Origin of the sequence: Catenovulum agarivorans YM01, assembly GCF_000281085.1 — a bacterium.
GTDB lineage: Bacteria > Pseudomonadota > Gammaproteobacteria > Enterobacterales > Alteromonadaceae > Catenovulum > Catenovulum agarivorans.
In genome coordinates, this window is record NZ_JH767523.1 from 128517 (window position 1) to 150842 (window position 22326).

The window sequence follows — 22326 nt, forward strand, 5'->3', positions numbered from 1 at the left end:
GTGAGGGCATTGGGATCGATGGCTTTATTGAAAAACCAGTTAATCAGTCAACCTTGTTTGATATGCTGCAAACTTGTTTGAACTTAGATGTCAAACGCAGTGAATTGATGGAAATGACTTGGTCGGGCGATGAGACCATAGATTTGTCGAATGTCAGCGTCTTGTTAGTTGAAGACAATAAACTCAACCGCCAAGTGGCCGTTGGATTTTTGAAAGAAGCAAATGTCCAAATAGATATCGCTGAAAATGGCATTGAGGCAATTGATAAGGTCATGCGGAATAATTACGACCTTGTATTAATGGATATTCAAATGCCAGAAATGGACGGATTAACTGCCACGCGAGAAATCAGAAGTTTAGATAAATTCAAAAATTTACCTATCATTGCAATGACAGCTCACGCTATGGCGGGAGATTCGAAAAAGAGCCTTAACGCTGGTATGAATGACCATCTTACCAAACCTGTCGATCCAGACGAGCTTTATCGGGTCATATATAAGTGGGTAGATAACGCTAAAGTTAAACCAGCTGCCGTTAGTGAAGAAACTACGCCCGAACTTTCTGAATTACAGTCGTTGAGTTTGTTAAATGTGACAAAAGCGCTTAAGCAAATGCAAGGGAGAACAGCGCTTTATTTAGACTTAATTAAGACCTTTGTTGAAGAAAATAATACGACAGCACAAACACTTGAACATGCTAGTTCAGCTGAAGATAGAGATGAGTTGTATTTAAAAGTTCACTCGTTGAAGTCAAATGCTGCGTATATTGGTGCAGACGATTTAGCAACGACCGCAGCACAACTCGAACAAGCAATTACCAATAAACAAGAGCATCAAATGTTATTGGTTAAAACCTGTAATAAATTAACCAATTTAATGCAGCAATTAACTCCATTTGTCGAAAGTTTCTTTAAACAAGAGGTGGATTTAGGTTCTTTTACTCAAATTGAAGTTGACGAAATGTTGGAAAAAATTGCAGAGCTACTGCAAGAGTCAAATGCTCAGGTTGAAGATTTTATACCTAAATTACAGCAGTTGCAGTATCATGTCGAAAATAGAAACGTTATTACTGAACTTATTCAGTGTATAGACGATATAGAATATGATGCCGCAATCGCTTTAATTGGGGAGCACCGACAAGCATTTGAGCTGTCAGCTTGATTTGGTTATGAATAGAATAAAACAAGACTTTAGTATTTTAATTGTTGATGATGATAAAACTAACCGCCGAATTTTAAAGGAGTTAGTTGAAGACGAAGCTAGGGTTTTGTTGGCAAAAAATGGGGCGCAAGCCATTGAAAAAGCGACTGACCTGTTACCTGATTTGATCATTCTAGACATTGTTATGCCAGATATGGATGGCTTTAAAGTTATTGAACAGCTAAAAAATAAACGGGAAACCCAGCATATTCCGATTATTTTTGTAACTGGCAATACCTCAATGGAAGCGGAAGAAAAGGGGCTGCGTTTAGGGGCAGTGGATTATATATCTAAACCTTTTCACGCCGGTATAGTTCAAGCCCGAGTGCATACTCAATTGCAATCTTCAGCTCAACGTAAAATGTTGGATGAGCTGGCACGTTATGATTCACTTACCGGCATACCGAACCGGCGATTTTTTGATGAAGTTATTGAGCGAGAGTGGCAAAATTGTGCGCAAGTACAGCAAGCTATTACGTTAGCAGTTATTGACGTTGATTTTTTTAAGAACTTTAATGACACCTATGGCCATTTGGCGGGCGATAAAACCTTAAGGGCTGTGGCGCAAGTGCTGCAAAGTCAAATGGTAAGGCCGCGTGATTTTGTTGCACGTTTAGGTGGCGAAGAGTTTGTTGTTGTATTACCAGAGACTGATAATCGTACTGCCGAGGATATACTACATAAGTGTATTAACGCAGTACGCGAGTTGGATATTAGTCATTCTTCATCCGATTGCGAAACTTGTGTCACCATCAGTATTGGCAGCTACACCGAACTGCCTGAGCAAAATTCAAATCCACTCGAAGCATTAGATATTGCGGATAAATGCCTATATTTTGCAAAAGACAGTGGACGAAATCAAATTCATAGTCAACAATTTAAGCAAGAACCGATTGCTGATTTTCATATCGTTTAAGTAAATTACTTGCTTATCTATCTGGTTATGAAAAGGAAAAGGTTGATCTAGTGGAATCTATTCTGATTGTTGATGACGAAAAACTTAACCTAAAGACGTTAAGTGCTTTATTAAAGCGCGAATATGTCGCTATTTTAGCGAAAAATGGTGAGCAGGCGTTAAGTAAAGCAGAAAAGTTTCAACCTGACTTAATTTTGTTAGATATTTTAATGCCAGGTATGGACGGCTTTGAAGTGCTAAGAAGACTCAAAAGCAATCCTGATACCAGTGACATTCCGGTAATTATTCTTACTGGTACTACGGCTATTGAGAAAGAAGAACTCGGACTTAACCTCGGCGCTTGTGATTACGTGCACAAGCCTTTTAATTCGGCTATTTTAAAAGCGCGTATCCGTACTCACATATCACTGCAGAAGCAGAAACGTAACTTAAACAATTTGACCGAGCAGCTAAAGCGAGCAAATGACGCGAAGAGCCGCTTTGTTGCCAATATGAGCCATGAAATACGCACGCCCCTTACCTCAGTGTTAGGATTTGCTGAAGCGCTAAAAAATGGTGAGATTAGCCAAGCAGAAGTAGACACCGTCATTCATCATATTGACAGAAATGGCCGCCACTTATTAAGTCTGATAAACGATATCTTGGATTTTTCTAAAATTGAAGCAGATCAACTTGAATTAATGCCTGCTAGGGTCGAGTTATTTGAGTTAATTGAAGACATAGAAACGCTAGTGTTGGGCATGCCAAAAAATCAACAGGTCGAATTTAAGCTTGAGTGTGAATTTCCATTACCTCGGCTGATATGGATTGATCTAATTCGGGTACGCCAAATATTGGTAAATTTGTTATCGAATGCATTCAAGTTTACCAAAGAGGGTAGTGTAACTTTAAATATTAATTACGATGCCCCTCAGCGCATTTTAAAGTTTCACGTGATCGACACTGGTATTGGTATAGAACAAGACAGTAAAGACAAATTATTTCAACCTTTTGCGCAGGCTGACTCTAAGGTGCAGCATCAATTTGGTGGTACTGGTTTGGGATTAAATATTAGTGCCTATTTAGCCGAGAAAATGGCAGGGAATTTATCATTAACCAGCGAATACAACAAAGGTAGTACATTTACTTTTGAAATGAATTTGATTGAATTAGACGACAACGACCTACTATTAGAACAACCTAGCTTGCTTTCATCTGTCGATAAATCGAGTGTCTCTAATTCTTTAACTGGCAGTGTATTAGTTGCCGAAGATAATCCATCTATTCAAAAACTTGTTGAGGTGCTGTTAAATCACCTAGGCATAACTGTGACTTTGGTCGATAACGGCGAACAGGCGATTGAAAAAATTATCGAACAACAATTTGACGCTGTGTTAATGGATGTTCAAATGCCGGTAATGTCTGGTACCGAAACTGTCGCTATGATACGTCAGTTGGGTTATACCGATTTACCGGTAATCGCTTTATCTGCGCATGTTGTTCGCGGAGAGATCGACAAATTTTATCAAGCTGGATTTGATGATTTTGTAGCAAAACCAGTTGAGCGAAAGCATTTGTTGTCAGTATTACTGAAACATTTGACCGCGCATCAAGCGATTGAAATTAATAAATTAGATATTACTTTGCCTAGTAATGTTGAAGATCAGTTAACGAGTGAGTTTGTAAAAGGTTTACCTGAACTTGCCAGCGCATTAGATAAGGCTTCAAAACAACAAGATTTACAAGCGTTAGGGAAAATAACCCATAATTTGAAAGGCTCAGCCAATACTTTTAACTTTGTCGATATCGGCGAGTTAGCGAGTAAAATTGAGCAATCTGCTATACAAGGCCAAAGTTGGCAAAGTATAGCAGCTGATGTAGAAAAGCTTATCCAGTTAACTAGCCGTGCCTAAACGACTAATCGCTCGAATATCTTCAGCAGACAAGTTACCCGCCGCACTTTTTAATCCGACAATCGCTTTAATATATTGGTAACGAGCACTGGCTAAGTTTCGTTTAGCATCGTAAACCACTTTAGTACTATTGAGCACATCAACTATAGTACGTGTTCCTACATTAAACCCAGCTTTAGTCGCATTTAATGCACTTTCAGCTGAAACAACAGATTGTTTTAATGCTTTTATCCGCGCAAGTGTCGCTTTTACATCGTTATAGGCACTACGTACTTGTTTTATAACACTGCGTTGAGTTTGTTCAAGTGCTTGGCTAGCCGAGACGTATTGATGCCTTGCCTGACGACTCTGAGCAGTGGTGGCTCCACCAGAGTATATAGGTACAGTGACCGAAACTGTCCATGTTATGCCAGTTTCATCACCTTGGTGAGTCGGGCTGTCAATATCTGTCCAACCATACCCTGCGTCTAAGTTGGCTTCAGGTAAATGATCCGAAGATGCGATGTCGATATCTTTTTTAGCGATTGCAACAGCAATTTTTTGTCCCAATAAACTTGGGTTGTTTGCTGCTGCAATATTTAACCAATCGTCGACATTTGTTGGGGTTAGCTCTGGCGGCGTAAAGTTCTCGGTATTGAGTGGGTCAACCGTTTGATAATACTGTCCAGTAATTTCACGTAACGCTTCTTTGGCGAGTTCTATTGCGTTAGTCGCTGATATTTCTTGAGCGACAGCTGCGTCAAACTGTGCTTGTGCTTCGTGTAAATTGGTAATCGCAGAGATACCAACTTTTAGTTGCTGTTTGGTTTTTTCTAGCTCACGCTCTATCGCTTGTTTTTCTGCTTGCACAAAGGTTAGGGTGTCTTGCGCTTGTAATAGATCTAAATAGGCAGAAACCACTCTATTGGTTAAGTCAAACTCTGCTAAGGTTAAAGTAAATTGCCCTTGCTGAATTTGTTGTTCACTTTTTGATAAATTTAACCAGTTAGAATGTTTATACAAAGATTGGCGTAAATTTATCCCTGCTCTTTGTGTTGTTGTATCAGATACATTATTTTGATCGTGCACTAAACTTGCATTTAATTGTGGTAGTAAACTCGAGCGAGCTAACGGATTGGCTTGTTTAAGTGCCATAAAATTCGCTTGTGCTTGGCGTATGCTCGGGTCTTGTTCTAACGCGGTTTGATAAATTTCAGTTATTGAGTTAGCAGAGGCTAGTGGTGTCAATAAAATAGTGACTAAACTCGTAAATATGGTGTTGCGCAATCGCATGTTTTTTCCCTGTTTAACTGTGTGTATTAGCTATATTATTTTGGCTATGTCAAAATGCGTATTTATAAACTGGTTTTGAGACCAAGCTATTATGCCTTGGTTCCAACTAATTGTTAAAGTGTAATTTAGTTAAAGGTTGTAGATGCGCAAATTAATGGATGACTTTCCTTATAGTTTAAAAAAACACGACGTTGAGGTTGTCAGTAAAAAAAGTTTGTTTTCGCGATTTTTTACTGTATCTCTAGTGTCATTTAAACATAAATTATTTGCCGGTGGCTGGTCTGACACTGTTGAACGGGAAATATTCGAACGTGGTGATGCGGTAGTGGTTTTACCATATGATCCTGTGCTCGACAAAATTGTTATGGTGGAGCAAATTCGTGTTGGATGCATGGAAAATGCCCAGCACCCTTGGGCTTTCGAGTTAGTTGGTGGCATGATAGAGCAGGGGCAAAGTATTGAAAGCGTTGCGCTGCGTGAAACTGAAGAAGAAACAGGCTTAGTCGCAACCGATTTAATTGCGATGCAAAGTTATTTATCAAGTTGTGGTGGCACCAGCGAACGTATATTTTTATACGTAGCCAAGGTGGATTCTACTCAGTGCGGTGATATTTGTGGCTTAGACTATGAACACGAAGATATTAAAGTGCACCAGTTTGATTGTGAACAGGTATTTCATTGGTTAGAAAATGGCAAAATCGACGCTGCAGCTGTCGTTATTGCCCTACAATGGTTTAAACTAAATAAACAGCATGTTTTAAATAAATGGGCGCAGATTAGTTAATGAATGCACGAAGAAAAAAATACGTACCAGACATAGCGGAACTTAACCGTGTTTGTGAGCATAATTTTATGCTGTTGGCGCGTATGGTAAATTCGTGGGAGCAGGCTGCTGTAAGCCAATTTGAAACCAGTCCGTTTGCAGTCTTTCAGATAAAAGTAACTGAAACGAGTAAATTTACCACGCATGTTGAAATGCGTCAGTTGTCGGCGAGTATGCCGGATTTAATGCAGCCCAAGGTACTCATTCGTGTATACCATGATGCGAAAATGGCCGAAGTTATTTCTAGCCAAAATGCATCGCGTATTCAACCTAGTTATTTGTACCCAAATCCACAAATGCATCAACCAGACGAAAAAATGCAAATAAACCAGTTTTTAAATGAGTGGTTAAAGTATTGCCTGCAATGTGGTTTAGCCATGCATAAACAGGTGTTTGGATAAATGCCGACCACTTTATTGCAAATTACCGATTGCCATTTAAAAGTAGATAAAGGCACGCTATTTCACGATATCAATCCATATCAACGACTAGCTAAATGTTTGGACTATGCCTACCAGAAACAAGCGAACTCTGCAAATAACGTCGGCGCGATTCTATTAACCGGTGATCTGGTTCAAGACGAAGTGGCTAGCAGCTACCAGCAGCTTGTTGAATTGGTTAATCAGTATCAATGGCAAGTGCCGATTTGTTTAGTACCGGGTAATCATGATGTGCCAGAGTTATTTACAGAGGCCAAACAAGCGATTGGCGCGCACAACCAGCCTTTACTAAAGATCGCTAATTGGCAAATTGTTTTGTTTGATAGTTATGCCGCTGACGGAAAAGGCGCAGGCAAGGTAGATGAAGTGCAAGTCGATAACATCTACCAGCTACTTAAAACTCACCAAGCAGATTATTTACTTGCTGTGCTACACCATCATTTAACACCTTATGGTGGTTTTATCGATAAATACCCCTTGCAAGATTCGCAATATTTTTATAACTGGTTAGACGAACAGGCAAAAAGCAAACAGAATAAACTAAAAGCCATTGTCCACGGCCATGTGCACTCAACTGATTGTAAATATTTAGCGATAACACCAGTATTTGCTGGCATTGCCAGTTGTTTGCAGTTTGTTCATGCAACTGAAGCGCTCAACACTAAAGAGTTTGGTTTGTCACAAATACAATTATTTGAAGATGGTCGTGTGACTAGTACTGCTATTTATTTAAACGACTAAATTTATGATTGGCACTAAATAATATCAATGAAAAAAATAATTTATCTTCACGGCTTTTTAAGTTCACCCTTATCACTCAAAGCACAACTAACTATAGAGTATTGCCAACAGCATTATGCCGATTCTATTCAAATTGTTGCGCCGCAACTAGCTAATTATCCAGAGCAAGTCGCCGAACAATTGGCTGAGTTGTTTGAAGATAAACAGAATATTCTAGGTTTTATTGGTAGCTCATTAGGTGGATATTTAGCAACTTATTGCGCTAAACAAACTGGCTTACCTGCGGTAGTTATCAACCCAGCTGCTTACCCTTATGATTTATTGGCTAATTATCTAGGTGAGCATCAGCATCCGTATAGCAAAGAATTTTTTACCATAGACGACAGTTTTAATTTGTCTTTACGCCAATTTGACGTTACAAAGCAAGAGTTGCAAGCTTTAAAAATTTCAGTATGGTTACAAACTGAAGATGAAACTTTAAACTATCAAGAAGCACAAGATAAATACCAGTATAATGAGTTAAACATTCAAGCTGGCGGTTCACATGCTTTTGATGACTATATCGAGCATTTGCCAGCCATGTTGCAATATCTGTTTAATTCACAAGCTTAATTAGAAGAAGATTATATGTCTCAACAATATAACGCAGAAGCGATTGAAGTATTAAGTGGTTTAGAGCCAGTGCGCCGCCGTCCGGGCATGTACACTGACACCCAAAGGCCAAACCATTTAGGTCAAGAAGTTATAGATAACTCGGTTGACGAAGCTATGGCGGGTCATGCTAATCAAATTAAAGTGATTTTGCATGAAGACCAATCGTTAGAAGTTTCGGATAATGGCCGAGGTATGCCGGTTGATATTCACCCTGAAGAGGGTGTACCGGGTGTTGAACTTATTTTAACTAAGCTACATGCGGGTGGTAAATTCTCGGGTAAAAACTATCAATTCTCTGGTGGTTTGCACGGGGTTGGTGTTTCTGTTGTAAATGCATTATCGACTCGAGTTGAAGTGACAGTTAGACGTGACGGCACGGTTTATCAAATTGCCTTTGAAAATGGCGATAAAGTGTCTGACTTAACTGAAATAGGTACTTGTGGTAAACGCAATACAGGTACCAGTGTGCATTTTTGGCCTGATGCGAGCTTTTTCGATTCTGCTAAATTTAGCGTTAGCAAGTTAATTCATGTACTCAAAGCCAAAGCGGTTTTATGCCCAGGTTTAGAAATTGAGTTTCAAGACAAAATCAACAAAGAAACACACAAGTGGTGTTTCCAAGATGGTTTACGCGATTATTTAACCAGCTCAGTTGAAGGATTTGAAACTCAACCTAAAGTACCATTTACCGGTGAGTTCGCCAGTAAAACCGAAGGCGCAGAGTGGGCGGTTACTTGGTTAATCGAAGGTGGTGAAGGGGTTTACGAAAGTTATGTAAACTTAATTCCTACGGCGCAAGGCGGTACGCACGTTAACGGTTTACGCCAAGGTTTGTTAGATGCAGTACGCGAATTCTGTGAGTTTAGAAACTTAATTCCACGTGGGGTAAAACTGACGCCAGAAGATGTCTGGGACAGATGTAGTTATATTCTGTCGGTAAAAATGCAAGATCCACAATTTGCCGGTCAAACGAAAGAAAAGTTATCGTCACGCCAATGTTCTGCTTTTGTTTCTGGCGTCGTTAAAGATGCCTTTAGTTTGTGGTTAAACGAGCACACTGATGTGGCTGAGTTATTGGTTGAGTCGTTTATTTCCAATGCGCAAAAACGTATGCGTGCCGCGAAAAAAGTGGTGCGTAAAAAAGTCACTTCAGGCCCAGCATTACCAGGTAAATTAACTGATTGTAGTTCGCAAGACTCAGGTCGCTCCGAGCTATTTTTAGTGGAAGGTGACTCGGCGGGTGGTTCAGCTAAACAAGCGCGTGATCGTGAATTTCAAGCCATCATGCCGCTGCGCGGTAAAATTTTGAATACTTGGGAAGTCGATTCCGGTCAAATATTATCCTCACAAGAAATTCATGATATTTCTGTCGCCATAGGCATGGATCCTGATAGCACGGATTTGTCTGGTTTGCGCTACGATAAAATTTGCATCTTAGCCGATGCTGACTCGGATGGTTTGCACATCGCGACTCTGTTGTGTGCTTTATTTGTTAAACACTTTAAACCTATGGTGGAAGCAGGACATGTATACGTAGCTATGCCGCCACTTTACCGCATTGATGTGGGTAAAGAAGTTTATTACGCGCTGGATGAAGACGAGAAAAACGGTATTTTAGACCGGATAGAAGCCGAGAAAAAACGCGGTAAAGTTAATGTTCAACGCTTTAAAGGTTTGGGTGAAATGAACCCATTACAATTACGCGAAACGACAATGGACCCAAATACTCGTCGTTTGGTGCAATTAACCATAGATGAAAGCCCAGCCACTTTTGAGTTAATGGATATGTTGCTGGCGAAAAAACGCAGTGGCGATAGAAAAGTTTGGTTAGAGCAAAAGGGCGACCAAGCGGAAATTTTGGCTGCAAACTAAGCTAACAAAACACGCATTGATATGCGTGTTTTTTCTTTCAGTGGAACTTGTCTTAGAGGATATAGGCAATGAAGCTAGTTGAAGTAATCACCAAGGCTGAAAATAAACAGAAGTTACAATCACTGTTAACGTCAGCCGGCTTTGAGAAATTTTTTCAATACGAATTAAATAACAGCGAATATTGCAGTGTGCGTTTAACTGTGGGTGACGATAAACGCCAATTGTTAACTGATTCCATTTTAAAAGTGATTAACCCCGCCGATGTACAAATAATTGTCTCTCCTATTGAAACTGTTATTTCAGAAGCAGACGAGGAAGAAGTTGAAGTTAAAAAGTCGCCAAATTCAACTCGCGAAGAGCTTTATTCGCGTATTGACAGTGGCACGCAACTAGATAGCAACTTCTTGTTTTTTGTTATTGCCTCTGTTGTTGTCGTGTCAGTTGGTTTATTAGAAAACAATGTCGCTGTCATTATCGGCGCTATGGTAATAGCACCTTTGTTGGGGCCTAACGTTGCGTTAGCATTTGCATCCGTTTTAGGTGATAGAGATTTATTAGTTAAATCGATAAAAATTAATTTCGCCGGTTTGTCGTTAGCTGTGCTTTCTGCCGTGATTATTGGCTGTATTTGGCCTGTAACTGATCCCAATTCGGAACTTATGGCGCGTACTAATATTGGTTATGACGGCATTATATTGGCGCTGGCATCGGGCGCAGCCGCTGTATTGTCGTTAACTAGTGGTGTTTCAAGTGCGTTAGTTGGGGTTATGGTTGCGGTTGCTTTATTGCCTCCGGCAGTGACCTTTGGCATGTTGTTAGCTTCGGGACAAACTTACTTAGCTTCGGGTGCTGCACTGCTTTTTGCCGGTAATGTAATCAGTGTTAATTTAGCCGCGAGTTTAGTGTTTATTCTAAAAGGGATTAAACCAAGAACCTGGTTAGAAAAACGTAAAGCCAACCAATCTATTAAGTGGGCTTTACTGTTTTGGAGTGGTGCTTTAGTCATATTGTTGTTGGTCATTTACTTTCGTAAAATTGCGGTAGAACTTTAAATTTCAATTAAAATACTGTTGTCTAACACTTCAATTTTATTCGGCTGAATGGTCAACCCTTGAAAATTCAGCTTTTTAAAATCTAACAACACGATAATCGGCAACGACTGATTAAATGCTTGCTGTAACCAAGTATTAATATCCTTTTTATTAAAACTCGACTCTTTAATATTTGCGTGAATCAGCCTTGGTTCAATAATCTGCAGCTTCTGGCTCGATTTATCATAAGCAATTTCCCCGTCAATCGACACTGTACCGCGAATAAAGTTATTTTGTTGTTGCGCATTAATATGCGCGTTTACTTGCAGTCGTTTATTTTTGCCCTTGATGACTAAATTGGCTTCTGTTAGCTGTATATCTGCGTATTCATAGTTAAAAGACACAGGAAAATAAGCGGTCAATAAGCCATTAATTTGCGATTCAGTTAATTGAATTGCAAAAGAGTGAGCTGAACTAGTTATCAGCAACAGGCATATGCTAAACAGCCATCTGGTTAATTTCATATGTAAACTGACTTCCTTATTCAAAATCTAACATTTCGCCTTCTTCGGTTAACGCATCGTTCATTTGTTCAATGTGCTCTACTACTTCACCTGGCGCTTCAAAATTAGCAACGTGGTACATGGCTTCACCTTCTTGAACCAGCGGAATATTTTGTTTGCCAATAATAACGCCACTGCGAGGGGCTAATAATGGTTCAACAAAGCTACCGCTCGGACTACAAATTTCCGCAAGGATTTCGCCTTTTTTAACTCGTTCTCCGAGTTTTTTCATATCCCGTACCATGCCACTGGTATGTGCGCGAACCCAACTACTTGAATAAGCAACAAAAGGTTCTATTTTTTCTGTTTTGGCTTTTTTGCGTTTTGGCACCATGCCAAGTTCAGCCATTACATTCATAATGCCTTTGATGCCAGCACGAATTGACAATTCGTCAAAGCGTAATGCTTGGCCTGCTTCATACAATAAAATTTTGGTGCCTTCTTCGGCCGCAATTTGTCTGAGTGAACCGTCACGTAAGTCAGAGTTTAACAACACAGGTACACCAAAAGCGCGAGCCAACATTTGGGTTTCTTCATCGGCTAAATTAGCCCTTACTTGTGGATAGTTACTGCGATGAATAGCGCCAGTATGCAAATCTATTCCATAGTCACATTTATGTACAATTTCATTTAAAAACATGTGTGCTAATCGCCCAGCTAGAGAACCTTTGGCTGAGCCTGGAAAACTGCGGTTTAAATCACGTCTGTCTGGCAAATAACGGCTTTGATTTAATAAGCCATAGACATTAACCACGGGGACCGCGATAAGTGTACCTTTGCTCAATTTGAACGATTTTTGTAACAATAAACGGCGGATAATTTCTATACCGTTTAGCTCGTCACCATGTATAGCTGCACTAATAAATAAAGTGGGACCCGGCCTACGAGCGCGTATAACTTCTACCGGCATGTACAAATTTGTATCTGAATACAAACTAGCAACGGGTAATTCAAGTTTTACTCTTTTACCTAAGCCAATATTATGTTCGCCAATTGTGAGAATGTCGGCCGTTTTCATGTTTAGAACTCTGATAATTAAAGCGGGATAATTAACGTGGTTATAGCAGATATTAGAAAAAAAGAAATTATAACTTGTGTAAATAAGCGCTAATTTACAGCGACTTACTAAAATTTGCAGTTGTGAGATTGAGAAGAGAAGGGCAATAAGCAAAAAAGCTACCTGAAACATGCATCTTCAGGTAGCTTAGGTATAACTTAACCGTTAATCCATAAATGAACCAAAATAGACAGGGCATAACCAAGTGCAATTGCCCAGCTCCATTTTAAATGGCCAAAGAAGGTGTACATGCCTTTAGATTGACCCATTAAGGCAACACCAGCAGCTGATCCTACTGACAACAAGCTACCACCAACACCTGCAGTCATAGTCACTAATAACCATTGAGTAACATCCATAGGCGGATTCATTGCAATAACGGCGTACATTACCGGAATATTATCGACGATTGCCGATAAAACACCCGCGGCTATATTGGCATATGTTGGATCCCAATTGGCATACATAGCGTGTGAAATCAGGGATAAATAACCCATAAAACCTAAACCACCGACACACATAACCACACCAAAAAAGAATAACAGGGTATCCCATTCTGCTTGGGCTATTTTAGTAAATACATCAAAAGGTACAACTTGACCTAAACGTTTTATGGCTTTTTCATCTTTACGTTTTTCCGCTTCCGAGCGTTTTTTCGCAAGTGATCTCGGTAAACTTCTACGTAGATAATAACCAAAGAATTTTAAGTAACCTAAACCTGTCATCATACCAAGCACTGGTGGCATACCAAATGAGCTATGAGCAATCACAGACGTTGCAATGGTTAAGATAAACAAAAACACGATGCGTTTTGCACCACGTTTCATTTCGAATTCTTCACGTATAACTTGGCTAGGCGCTGAGCTGATAAACAAGCTCATTATGGTTGCTGGAACGACAAAATTAACAACAGATGGAACAAACAATACAAAGAATTGTTCGAAGCGAACCAAGCCTGCTTGCCAAACCATTAGTGTAGTGATATCACCAAACGGGCTAAACGCACCACCTGCATTCGACGCAACGACTATGTTGATACAAGCAATATTGATAAAGGTTTTATTGCCTTTTGCAACCTTCAATACTATTGCACACATCAACATTGCTGTGGTTAGATTGTTGGCAAAAGACGAAATTGCGAATGCCATAATGCCGGTTAACCAAAATAAGCTACGTAAACTGAAACCTTTAGAAATCATCCAGACTCGAATTGCATCGAATACTTTACGCTCTTCCATTGCGTTTATGTAGGTCATAGCCACCAACAAGAATAACAACAACTCGGCGTATTCTAATAGATTGTGCTCAAACACTTCTTTGGCAACTTCTTGCATGTCGTGTTGCGTGTATATCCAACCCAACATAAACCAGATAATACCAGCGGCAACCAGTACAGGTTTAGATTTACGCATATGCAAATAGTCTTCAGCTATTACTAAGCTGTAGGCCAAGACGAAAATGCCAACAGCTAAATATCCAATCATATGATTTGTTAAATCTAATGCGGAATCATGACCTGCTGCGGCTGCCCATAAATTTGGCGAGATAAAAGCTGCAACTGCAGCAAAAACGTAAATTAAAAAATTACGTTTAGTTTGATTGTGTAAAGTTGGATGTGACATATCGAATGTTACTGCCTCAAACATTTGGTGGAACTTAGGTTTATGGCGCGCGACTTTACCACAGACGATAGTTTGAAGGTACGGCTAATTTGACATTTTTATGAATTGTTTTGTTTTAAAATGGTGCAGTGCACCAAAATGTATTTTTATTTGAGTTTATTGAATTTTATTGTGTATATATTGTTGTTTTGCTTTGTTTTAGTGCGAAAAGAAATGTTAAAACCTTAGCGCAGGGCTGTGAGAATATTTAGCCGAAAAACTTACAACAAAAATGTAAAGATTGCGTAAACTTAAGCTGACACGCTTTAAAAATTTTCCCATTTGAATAGGATAGCAAAAAGTATGACTATAAAATTAGGTAAGTGCCACTTAATGGGTAAAAAATTATTGTTCATTTGTATTTGCGCTGCACTGACTGGGTGTCAACAAACAGCGGAATACCAGCTATCTCAACAAATAAATCAACCAGAAAATTGGCAAACAGATATCTCGGCCGATGTTGAGGAAAAGCAGTATTTATATTTAGCGGATTGGTTGAAATCTTCGTTGTTAAAATCTTTGTTAGAGCGTGCGTTAGCTGAAAATTTTGACGTACAACTGAAAAGATTGGAGTTGGAAAAAGCTCAGCAGAGATTAATTCAAGCTGGCAGTAGTTTGTGGCCGGATGCAGATTTATCGTTTGGCAGCTCTCGTTCAAGCTCTAGCAGTGGTGAACCATCGACATCACACAACCTGAGTTTAACCGCAAGTTATCAGATTGACATTTGGGGGAAACTCTCCCGCGCAGAACAAATTGCGCAACTTAGTTATCAAAAGGCCAAAATTGAATTAGAAAGCGCTGAACTGAATTTAGTTAGCCAAGTAACTCAATTGTGGTTTAACAAGGCTGCGCAGGTACAAACTTATAAGTTGTTACAAAAGCGCTATGCTAATGTGCAAAGTAATTTAGATATTATCGAAAATGGTTATAAAAGTGGTTTAAATTCGGCGTTGGATGTTTATTTAACCCGCAATAGTTTAGAAAGCGAAAAATCAACGCTTGTTCAACAACAACAGGCAATTGAAGCAACCAACCGCAGATTACAAGTATTATTGGGTAATTATCCGCATAAAGATTTACAAACTGATATTAACCTTGACGATTTATCTTATTCATTTCCAAATGAGCTGCCGTCAGAGTTGATCAAAGCACGCCCTGATATTAAACAAGCTTGGATAGATGTATTGATTGATGATGCGTCGTTGGCGATAGCGCATAAAAATCGTTTTCCTGGCATACGTTTATCTGCATCTATTTCTGATTCACAAAACAGTTTGTCTGATTTATTGAGCAATGGTTTGGGTTGGTCGTTGGCTGCTTCTATCACTCAACCTTTGTTTCGAGCTGGTGAGTTAAAAGCAGAACAAATGATTGCTGAATTAAATCTTAAACAGACAGAAGTTAGTTATGTTAAAGCATTATATACAGCGTTTGAGGCTGTTGAATTAGCTTTGGCTGAATATCAAAGTTTGCGTCAACGTTTAATCCATAGCGAAAATTCGAAGGTGAATGCTGAAAAAGCTGAACAATTGGCATTTGAGCAATACCTTGCCGGTATAAGTAGTTATGCCACTTACCTAGAAGCGCAGCGCCGCGCATTTAATGCTAATAGTGATGTTATTGGCTTAAAGAGAGATATTATTTTAAATCAAATTGAGCTCCACCAAGCACTTGGTGGAGATTATGCTGTTGCTAGTTTACGAGGAGACTCGGGTGTCGAATAATTCTAAAAAATATGTTTTGCCTGTCATTTTAGTAGTTGTGATCGCAGCGATTATTGCTGCTTTAAATATATTTAAACCACAAGCAAAACGCGGCGCGCCACCACCTGTGGTTAATATTAGTGTTGATGTAACTACAATTAAACCTGCACCTTATCAAATTGAAATTGAATCTTATGGTTTGATTGCACCACGCATTCAAACTCAGTTGTCTTCTCAGGTTAGTGGCAAAATTATTTTTGTTGCTGATGCTGTGCGCAGTGGTGGCTTTTTTAATAAAGGTGACTTGTTGATTGAAATTGAAGACGTTGATTATGTCGCGTCAGTGCAAGCTGCTTATGCAAATATGGTAGAAGCAGAGCAAGCATATAAACAGCAACAAGCCCAAGCGGAACAAGCAAAACAAGATTGGCAAAGATTAGGCAAATCAGGTGAACCGTCCGACTTAGTATTGCGCAAACCACAGCTTGCTGCGGCAAAAGCTAAGTTTGATTCAACCAGTGCACAATACAAAAAAGCTCAACTCGATTTAGCCAGAACCAAAATTTACGCGCCATTTGATGGTCGGGTATTATCCCTTAAAGTTGATGTTGCTAAAGTTGTTGGGACAAATGCCGAACTTGCCGATATTTATGCAACGGATGTTTTAGAGGTCAAACTGCCGATTAAAAACAATGAAATTGCTTTATTGGATTTACCTGAGCCAAATAAAACAAATGTTAAAACTAAAGCGAATATTCTCAATACATTATTGAGTGAAACAAATCCGCAAGTGTGGTCGGCAGATATTGTCCGTACCAGTGCTGCAATTGATAGCAATAGTCGTCAACTCAATGTGGTCGCACAGATTAAACAGCCATACGCAGTAGAGCATGCTGATAAAATGCCGCTTAAAATTGCTCAATACGTCAAAGCTAAAATTTTTGGTAAAACCATAGATAACGCAATAGTGCTGGACAATCGAGTTATCTATCAAGGCCAGTATGTTTATTTGTATGAAAATGGCACTATCGTGCGCCAGCCAGTTGAAATTCAATGGCAAAACGCAGCTGTATCTGTCATTGCTAGTGGTTTATCTGGCGGTGAACAATTGGTTACTACTTCACTAGGTCAATTACCTTCTGGCACTCAAGTTAAGTTGCGCTCTGAGCAAGCTAACCAAGGTAAACCGTCAAAACGTGGTGAGGGTCAGCAATGATAGCTTGGTTTGCGCGAAATCATGTGGCGGCAAATATATTGCTTATTTGTATCGCATCAGCCGGTTTGTATAGCTTACTCAATCGTATTCCGCTTGAGGTTTTTCCAACCTTTGCGCCTGATACCATTAGCGTCAATGTGACCTTACGCGGTTCAACACCGGAAGATTCAGAGCTTGCGGTGGCTAGCCGTATTGAAGAGTCGTTAATTGATTTACAGGGGATTGAAGAAATTCGCAGCCGCAGTACTGAAGGTGGTGTATCAGTAACTGTGGAAGTTGAAGAAGGCTATGATCCACGTATATTGTTAGACGATGTTAAAATGCGTGTTGATGCGATTAATACGCTACCAGTTGAAGCTGAAAGACCCATCATCTCGTTAGCTGTGCGTTTACGTGATGTTATTGATGTGACTATATCTGGCAATGTTTCTGAGCGGGAAATTCGCCAATTAGGCGAACGTGTACGCGACGACTTACTCCGTATCGATGGTATTACTCAAGTTGAACTAGAAGCTGTGCGCAATTATGAAATAGCCATTGAATTAACTCAAGATACCTTACGCAGTTACGACTTAACTCTAAGCCAGGTGTCAAACGCAATTCAAAATAGCTCTCTGGATTTATCCGCAGGTAATATTCGCACTTTAGGTGGGGATATTCTAATTCGTTCTAAAGGGCAGGCTTATCGCCAAGATGAATTTGCTCAAATCGTTCTTAAACAACATGAAGATGGCAGCATTTTAACTTTAGGTGATATTGCAAAAATAACTGATGGTTTTGAAGAAACTTCGTTACGTACGCGTTTTGACGGTGAATTAGCCGCAACTGTTGGGGTAATGCGTGTCGGTAATCAAAGTGCGATTGAAGTTGCGGATAAAGTTAAAGATTACATTGCATCTATGCAAGACAAGCTGCCGCAAGGAATTACTTTGAGTTATTGGGATGATGACTCAGTTATTGTTAAAAACCGTGTTGCCACTTTGGTAAGTAATGCGGTGCAAGGCGGTATTTTAGTTTTAATCTTGTTAGGGATGTTTTTGCGTCCATCTGTCGCATTTTGGGTATTTTTAGGTATTCCAATCAGCTTTTTAGGCGCATTTGCCTTGATGCCTATAATTGGTGTGACTTTAAATATTATTAGTTTGTTTGGTTTTATCGTTGTGCTCGGTATTGTGGTTGATGATGCGATTGTCACTGGTGAAAACGTCTATAAACATTTAGAAAAAGCTGAAAATGGTTTGCAAGCCGCCATTACCGGCACACAAGAAGTTTCAGTGCCAGTTACCTTTGGCGTGCTGACTACAGTTGCGGCTTTTGTTCCTTTATTGTTTATAGAAGGCGGCAGAGGACAGATATTTGCACAAATTCCTATGGTGGTTATACCCGTACTGCTGTTTTCGCTAATTGAATCTAAATTTGTACTACCAGCGCATTTAAAATATTTAAAAGTGCGCTCACAACGCAATAGCCAGAACAAATTTTCTCAGTTTCAACAAAGGTTTGCGGATGGCTTTGAGGCGAGTATTCTCAAATATTATCAGCCAATTTTGAAAAAGTGTTTATCAAACAAATCCACCACAATTGTTGGTTTTGTTGGCATATTGATGATCATTATCGTTGCCGCACAAACGGGTTATACCAAATTTACTTTTTTCCCAAGAATCCCTTCTGAAACTGTTACTGCAAGTTTAGCCATGCCAAGTGGTACGCCATTTGAAGTCACGGATAGACATATTGAGCGCATGACCAAACTGGCGCAGGAGATTCAGAAAAAGTACATAGATCCGGTAACAGGCGAAAGTGTTGTTATTCATATTTTGTCGCAAACCGGCAATGGTGGTAATGCTGCAAACGGTCGTGTGCGTTTTGAAATTATGCCACCGGAAAAACGCTCATTAGCTATTACCAGTCAAGATTTGTCGCGAGAGTGGCGCAGTGCGATTGGCGAGATTGCCGGTGCAGAAGAGCTGACTTTCCGTTCGGAAATTGGCCGAAGCGGTGATCCTATTTCGGTACAGCTACGAGGTAACGACTTTGTGCAACTAAATAAAGTTGCTGAAGCAATAAAAGAGCGATTGGCGACCTATCCGGCGGTTTTTGATATTCGTGACTCTATGGCTGACGGTAAAGAAGAGTTACAAATTGAGCTTAAACCAGAAGCGCACGTGTTAGGCATTAGCCGCTCTGACGTTATTCGCCAAGTGCGCCAAGCCTTTTTTGGTATCCAAGCGCAGCGTATCCAGCGTGGTCGTGATGATATTCGGGTTATGGTGCGTTTTCCAATTGAAGAGCGGGATTCTATTGCGCAATTATCATCTATGTTAATTACCACTAGTTCTGGCACTCAAGTGCCGCTAGCGCATGTAGCCTATTTAGTACCGGGTAAAAGTCCAACTGCGATTTATCGTATTGATGGCAACCGAGTATTAAATGTCCTAGGTGATGTGGATAAAGAACAAGCGAATATGACTGTACTGATTGCTGATTTGAGCCAATACATTAAAGGGCTAGTAGAGCAATATCCAGGTGTAACCTATATGTTAGATGGTGAAGCTAAAGAACAAGCCGAATCATTTGCATCTTTAAACTGGGGTTTGATTGGTGTGTTGTTTACCATATATGCACTGCTGGCAATTCCACTTGCTTCGTACACTAAACCTTTGGTGGTGATGTCAATTATTCCATTTGGCGCAATAGGTGCCATGTTAGGTCATTGGTTAATGGGCATGGACTTAACCATAATGAGCATATGGGGATTATTGGCATTACTTGGGGTTGTAGTGAATGATTCTCTGGTGTTAGTCGACTACATAGGCAAAGTTAGAAAACGCGGTATGGACGTATACGAAGCCGTGTTAACCGCTGGTTCTGCTCGTTTTAGACCGGTTATTTTAACTTCATTAACCACCTTTTTTGGTTTGTTGCCTTTGTTGTTTGAAAAATCGACTCAAGCACAATTCTTAATTCCTATGGCGGTTTCACTCGCTTTTGGGATTGTTTTTGCCACGTTAATTACCTTGTTGTTGGTTCCAGTCAACTATTTGGTTGCCTACCAAATTCAAGAAGGGATCAAACGTGCAAAACTAGCTTGGGCACAAGCTTAGGTTAGTTTGTTCATTGTGGTGTAGGGCAATTAGCCTACACCACAACATTTCTTAAATTTCTTACCTGATTGACATGGGCAAGGGTCATTGCGGCCTAACTTCAAACTAATAAAGTCACTTTTGCCTTGTTGGTAATACCATTGATTATCTTCAAAAATAAAATCAGATAATTCGTTCAATTGCTGAAATTGGTTTTGCACTTTATAGACAGCGGTAAATTCAACTTGTTGCTGTTTATCATTTAACACTGTGTGCTGATGCACTTGTAAGTGCAGGAACTGAGTTTGTTCAGCAAAAGCTTGAATATCTTGTTTGAGTTGGTTGTCACGTGTTGCCGGGGCTTGTGTCTGATACAAATAATCAACTGCTTTGGTTGCATATGCACTGTAGCGAGAGCGCATTAATTGTTCGGCATTTTCTACGGTTTTTTCAGCTTTGATATAAGGTTGGCAGCAGGCTGAAAAAAGCTGCTTGCTGCCGCAAGGACAGAGTTGTTGGTTTAAATCACTCATATGAGTTTAAGTTATAAAGTTTTGGTTTGATTCAGGCATTGTACAACGTCGAAAATATTTTGCTGTATTTTTACTAAATAGGGATCAAGCGCTTTTTGCTCTGAATACACATAATTAAGTTTATGCGCACATTGACGATTGTTAATTTCACCGACCATAACACCAGACTGGCCTTCGTTAATGATTTCGACAGCGTAAGTACCGAGTTTGGTTGCAAGAATTCTATCGTAAGCAACAGGCGCACCACCGCGCTGAATGTGGCCAAGTATACAAGGGCGACATTCAATGCCGATTTGTTTGGTTAAAGTTTCGGCTAAATCTGTAACACCACCTGGCCATAAATGTTCGGCGATGACCATGATAATGCTGGATTTACCTTTTACTTTGCGCAGGCACTCAACGTGTTGCACTATGCTTTCTAGTTCTAAATGAGGGTCTTCAATACTTTCAGGAAAAAGAGCTTGTTCTGCACCACTGGCAACTGCGCTGGCCAATGCAATAAATCCAGCGTAGCGACCCATAACTTCAACTAAAAATATGCGCTCAAATGCATCGGCAGTGTCGCGTAATTTATCAATTGAGTCTAAAGCTGTATCTATCGCAGTTTGATAGCCTATGGTGTTATCTGTGCCGCTAAGGTCGTTGTCTATTGTGCCAGGTACACCTATTACTTGGCCATCCCAGTGTTTAGACAGCCTATCTAAACCACGTAACGAACCATCACCACCAATGACAATAAATGCATCAATTTCATTGCGGGAGAGGTTGTTTACCGCTGTGGTTAACCCTTTGTCTGTGGTAAAGGGCTCGCAGCGGGCACTTTTTAATATGGTGCCACCGAGTTTTATAATATGCTGAACGCTTTCAACTGTTAGCTCTTTATACTCATTTTCAATTAAGCCATTGTAGCCGTGTTTAAAGCCAATGACCTGATGGCCGTAACGATTGGCGGCCAAAACAATAGCGCGTACACATGCATTCATGCCTGGTGCGTCACCACCACTGGTTATCACTGCGATTTTTTTTCTCATACTCACTGTCCAATATTAAGCCAATGATACGCAAACTACTCGTCTCATTAACAATGTAGTTGAGAATTGAAAAAATGGTATGGATCTAAATCAAATTTACTCGGCTATTTCTTGCAAAATTTGCACGCACCAATCTTCGATGCGTTGTTGACTCAAATCAAACTGACGTTCGTCATCTAAGCTCAAACCAACAAACTGGCTTTTATCTTGGGTTAGAGCTTTTGACGCAGTAAACTCGTAACCCTCATTTGGCCAAAAGCCGATAATACGGCAATTATTGTGTTTGATGGCTTGGTAAAGCATACCTAAAGCGTCCTGAAACCAGTCACCATAATCTTCTTGATCGCCTTGGCCATATAGCGCAATGGTTTTACCAGATAAATCTAACTCGGCAACCTCTGACCAAATTGATTCCCAATCTTCTTGCAATTCACCAAAATCCCAAGTTGAGATGCCAAAGATTATATAATCGTATTGCAAACAGTCGCTTAACGGAAAATCTTTAATATTAAAAATATCAACAATGTCGTCGCCGATAAATTGTTGTATTTTTTCTGCTGTCATTTCGGTATAACAGGTGGTAGAGCCGTAAAATAAACCAATTTTCATATTATTTCATAACCCGATAATAAAATTCG

General features: G+C 39.9%; 19 protein-coding genes. 12 read left to right on the top strand and 7 right to left on the bottom strand.

Annotation, left to right across the window (positions count from 1 at the left end; genetic code table 11):
* The 3 genes from WSC_RS0105200 to WSC_RS21905 all read left to right on the top strand — a co-directional run.
* Positions 1–1160, top strand: a 1160-nt coding sequence (locus WSC_RS0105200) for a response regulator (RefSeq protein WP_169315461.1), incomplete at its 5' end; no start/stop codon positions are given.
* Between the two features lie 7 nt (positions 1161–1167).
* Positions 1168–2115, top strand: coding sequence for a GGDEF domain-containing response regulator (locus WSC_RS0105205; RefSeq protein ID WP_016954855.1), 948 nt, complete (start codon positions 1168–1170; stop codon positions 2113–2115).
* 50 nt (positions 2116–2165) lie between these two features.
* Complete coding sequence (locus tag WSC_RS21905) at positions 2166–4007, top strand: response regulator (protein ID WP_016954856.1); 1842 nt, start codon at positions 2166–2168, stop codon at positions 4005–4007.
* On the opposite strand, the gene WSC_RS0105215 is transcribed toward WSC_RS21905, so the two are convergent.
* Entirely contained in the window at positions 3990–5279 is a 1290-nt protein-coding gene (locus WSC_RS0105215; RefSeq protein ID WP_016954857.1) for a TolC family outer membrane protein, read from the bottom strand. The genes WSC_RS21905 and WSC_RS0105215 overlap by 18 nt on opposite strands.
* 142 nt (positions 5280–5421) lie before the next feature.
* Here WSC_RS0105215 and WSC_RS0105220 point away from each other — a divergent pair, with 142 nt between their 5' ends.
* From WSC_RS0105220 to WSC_RS0105245, 6 genes are all read left to right on the top strand, one after another.
* A complete protein-coding gene (locus WSC_RS0105220) occupies positions 5422–6063 on the top strand; it encodes an NUDIX domain-containing protein (protein WP_016954858.1) in 642 nt (213 codons plus the stop codon).
* A complete protein-coding gene (locus WSC_RS0105225; protein ID WP_016954859.1) occupies positions 6063–6503 on the top strand; it encodes a DUF1249 domain-containing protein in 441 nt (146 codons plus the stop codon). Before WSC_RS0105220 ends, WSC_RS0105225 begins: the two co-directional genes overlap by 1 nt.
* The gene (locus tag WSC_RS0105230; protein WP_016954860.1) at positions 6504–7283 is read left to right on the top strand and encodes a metallophosphoesterase family protein; all 780 of its coding nucleotides are present in this window, start codon (positions 6504–6506) and stop codon (positions 7281–7283) included.
* A 27-nt stretch (positions 7284–7310) separates the two neighbouring features.
* Positions 7311–7895, top strand: coding sequence for a YqiA/YcfP family alpha/beta fold hydrolase (locus WSC_RS0105235; protein ID WP_016954861.1), 585 nt, complete (start codon positions 7311–7313; stop codon positions 7893–7895).
* A gap of 15 nt (positions 7896–7910) precedes the next feature.
* Entirely contained in the window at positions 7911–9809 is a 1899-nt protein-coding gene (gene parE / locus WSC_RS0105240; protein ID WP_016954862.1) for a DNA topoisomerase IV subunit B, read from the top strand.
* A 68-nt stretch (positions 9810–9877) separates the two neighbouring features.
* Positions 9878–10861, top strand: coding sequence for a TIGR00341 family protein (locus tag WSC_RS0105245; protein WP_016954863.1), 984 nt, complete (start codon positions 9878–9880; stop codon positions 10859–10861).
* Here WSC_RS0105245 and WSC_RS0105250 read toward each other — a convergent pair.
* The 3 genes from WSC_RS0105250 to nhaD form a co-directional block, all read right to left on the bottom strand.
* A complete protein-coding gene (locus WSC_RS0105250) occupies positions 10858–11364 on the bottom strand; it encodes a DUF1439 domain-containing protein (RefSeq protein WP_016954864.1) in 507 nt (168 codons plus the stop codon). The genes WSC_RS0105245 and WSC_RS0105250 overlap by 4 nt on opposite strands.
* A 16-nt stretch (positions 11365–11380) precedes the next feature.
* Positions 11381–12421, bottom strand: a complete 1041-nt coding sequence (locus WSC_RS0105255; protein ID WP_016954865.1) for a succinylglutamate desuccinylase/aspartoacylase family protein — start codon at positions 12419–12421, stop codon at positions 11381–11383.
* 197 nt (positions 12422–12618) lie between these two features.
* Positions 12619–14082, bottom strand: a complete 1464-nt coding sequence (gene nhaD, locus WSC_RS0105260; protein ID WP_050996108.1) for a sodium:proton antiporter NhaD — start codon at positions 14080–14082, stop codon at positions 12619–12621.
* A 342-nt stretch (positions 14083–14424) separates the two neighbouring features.
* On the opposite strand from nhaD, the gene WSC_RS0105265 reads away from it, so the two are divergent.
* The 3 genes from WSC_RS0105265 to WSC_RS0105275 are packed head-to-tail and all read left to right on the top strand — an operon-like array spanning position 14425 to position 20145.
* Positions 14425–15846 carry a TolC family protein gene (locus WSC_RS0105265; protein WP_016954867.1) on the top strand — a complete coding sequence of 474 codons (1422 nt, stop codon included), beginning with the start codon at positions 14425–14427 and terminating at the stop codon, positions 15844–15846.
* Positions 15836–17041 carry an efflux RND transporter periplasmic adaptor subunit gene (locus WSC_RS0105270; RefSeq protein WP_016954868.1) on the top strand — a complete coding sequence of 402 codons (1206 nt, stop codon included), beginning with the start codon at positions 15836–15838 and terminating at the stop codon, positions 17039–17041. The genes WSC_RS0105265 and WSC_RS0105270 overlap by 11 nt, the downstream gene beginning before the upstream one ends.
* Complete coding sequence (locus WSC_RS0105275) at positions 17038–20145, top strand: efflux RND transporter permease subunit (RefSeq protein ID WP_016954869.1); 3108 nt, start codon at positions 17038–17040, stop codon at positions 20143–20145. Before WSC_RS0105270 ends, WSC_RS0105275 begins: the two co-directional genes overlap by 4 nt.
* Positions 20146–20174: 29 nt before the next feature.
* Here WSC_RS0105275 and WSC_RS0105280 read toward each other — a convergent pair whose 3' ends face one another.
* The 3 genes from WSC_RS0105280 to fldB all read right to left on the bottom strand — a co-directional run bounded on the left by WSC_RS0105280 (position 20175) and on the right by fldB (position 22297).
* Entirely contained in the window at positions 20175–20657 is a 483-nt protein-coding gene (locus WSC_RS0105280) for a YchJ family protein (protein ID WP_016954870.1), read from the bottom strand.
* Between the two features lie 11 nt (positions 20658–20668).
* Complete coding sequence (locus WSC_RS0105285; RefSeq protein WP_016954871.1) at positions 20669–21688, bottom strand: 6-phosphofructokinase; 1020 nt, start codon at positions 21686–21688, stop codon at positions 20669–20671.
* A 96-nt stretch (positions 21689–21784) separates the two neighbouring features.
* Positions 21785–22297 carry a flavodoxin FldB gene (gene fldB, locus WSC_RS0105290; protein ID WP_016954872.1) on the bottom strand — a complete coding sequence of 171 codons (513 nt, stop codon included), beginning with the start codon at positions 22295–22297 and terminating at the stop codon, positions 21785–21787.
* Between the last annotated feature and the right edge of the window lie 29 nt (positions 22298–22326).

Coding starts and splice junctions, on each gene's coding strand:
- WSC_RS0105225 (WP_016954859.1), top strand. CDS start 6,063: ATGAATGCACGAAGAAAAAAATACGTACCAGACATAGCGGAACTTAAC.
- WSC_RS0105275 (WP_016954869.1), top strand. CDS start 17,038: ATGATAGCTTGGTTTGCGCGAAATCATGTGGCGGCAAATATATTGCTT.
- fldB (WP_016954872.1), bottom strand. CDS start 22,297: ATGAAAATTGGTTTATTTTACGGCTCTACCACCTGTTATACCGAAATG.
- WSC_RS0105215 (WP_016954857.1), bottom strand. CDS start 5,279: ATGCGATTGCGCAACACCATATTTACGAGTTTAGTCACTATTTTATTG.
- WSC_RS0105250 (WP_016954864.1), bottom strand. CDS start 11,364: ATGAAATTAACCAGATGGCTGTTTAGCATATGCCTGTTGCTGATAACT.
- WSC_RS0105255 (WP_016954865.1), bottom strand. CDS start 12,421: ATGAAAACGGCCGACATTCTCACAATTGGCGAACATAATATTGGCTTA.
- nhaD (WP_050996108.1), bottom strand. CDS start 14,082: ATGTCACATCCAACTTTACACAATCAAACTAAACGTAATTTTTTAATT.
- WSC_RS0105265 (WP_016954867.1), top strand. CDS start 14,425: ATGACTATAAAATTAGGTAAGTGCCACTTAATGGGTAAAAAATTATTG.
- WSC_RS0105245 (WP_016954863.1), top strand. CDS start 9,878: ATGAAGCTAGTTGAAGTAATCACCAAGGCTGAAAATAAACAGAAGTTA.
- WSC_RS0105205 (WP_016954855.1), top strand. CDS start 1,168: ATGAATAGAATAAAACAAGACTTTAGTATTTTAATTGTTGATGATGAT.
- WSC_RS0105220 (WP_016954858.1), top strand. CDS start 5,422: ATGCGCAAATTAATGGATGACTTTCCTTATAGTTTAAAAAAACACGAC.
- WSC_RS0105230 (WP_016954860.1), top strand. CDS start 6,504: ATGCCGACCACTTTATTGCAAATTACCGATTGCCATTTAAAAGTAGAT.
- WSC_RS0105280 (WP_016954870.1), bottom strand. CDS start 20,657: ATGAGTGATTTAAACCAACAACTCTGTCCTTGCGGCAGCAAGCAGCTT.
- WSC_RS0105285 (WP_016954871.1), bottom strand. CDS start 21,688: ATGAGAAAAAAAATCGCAGTGATAACCAGTGGTGGTGACGCACCAGGC.
- parE (WP_016954862.1), top strand. CDS start 7,911: ATGTCTCAACAATATAACGCAGAAGCGATTGAAGTATTAAGTGGTTTA.
- WSC_RS0105235 (WP_016954861.1), top strand. CDS start 7,311: ATGAAAAAAATAATTTATCTTCACGGCTTTTTAAGTTCACCCTTATCA.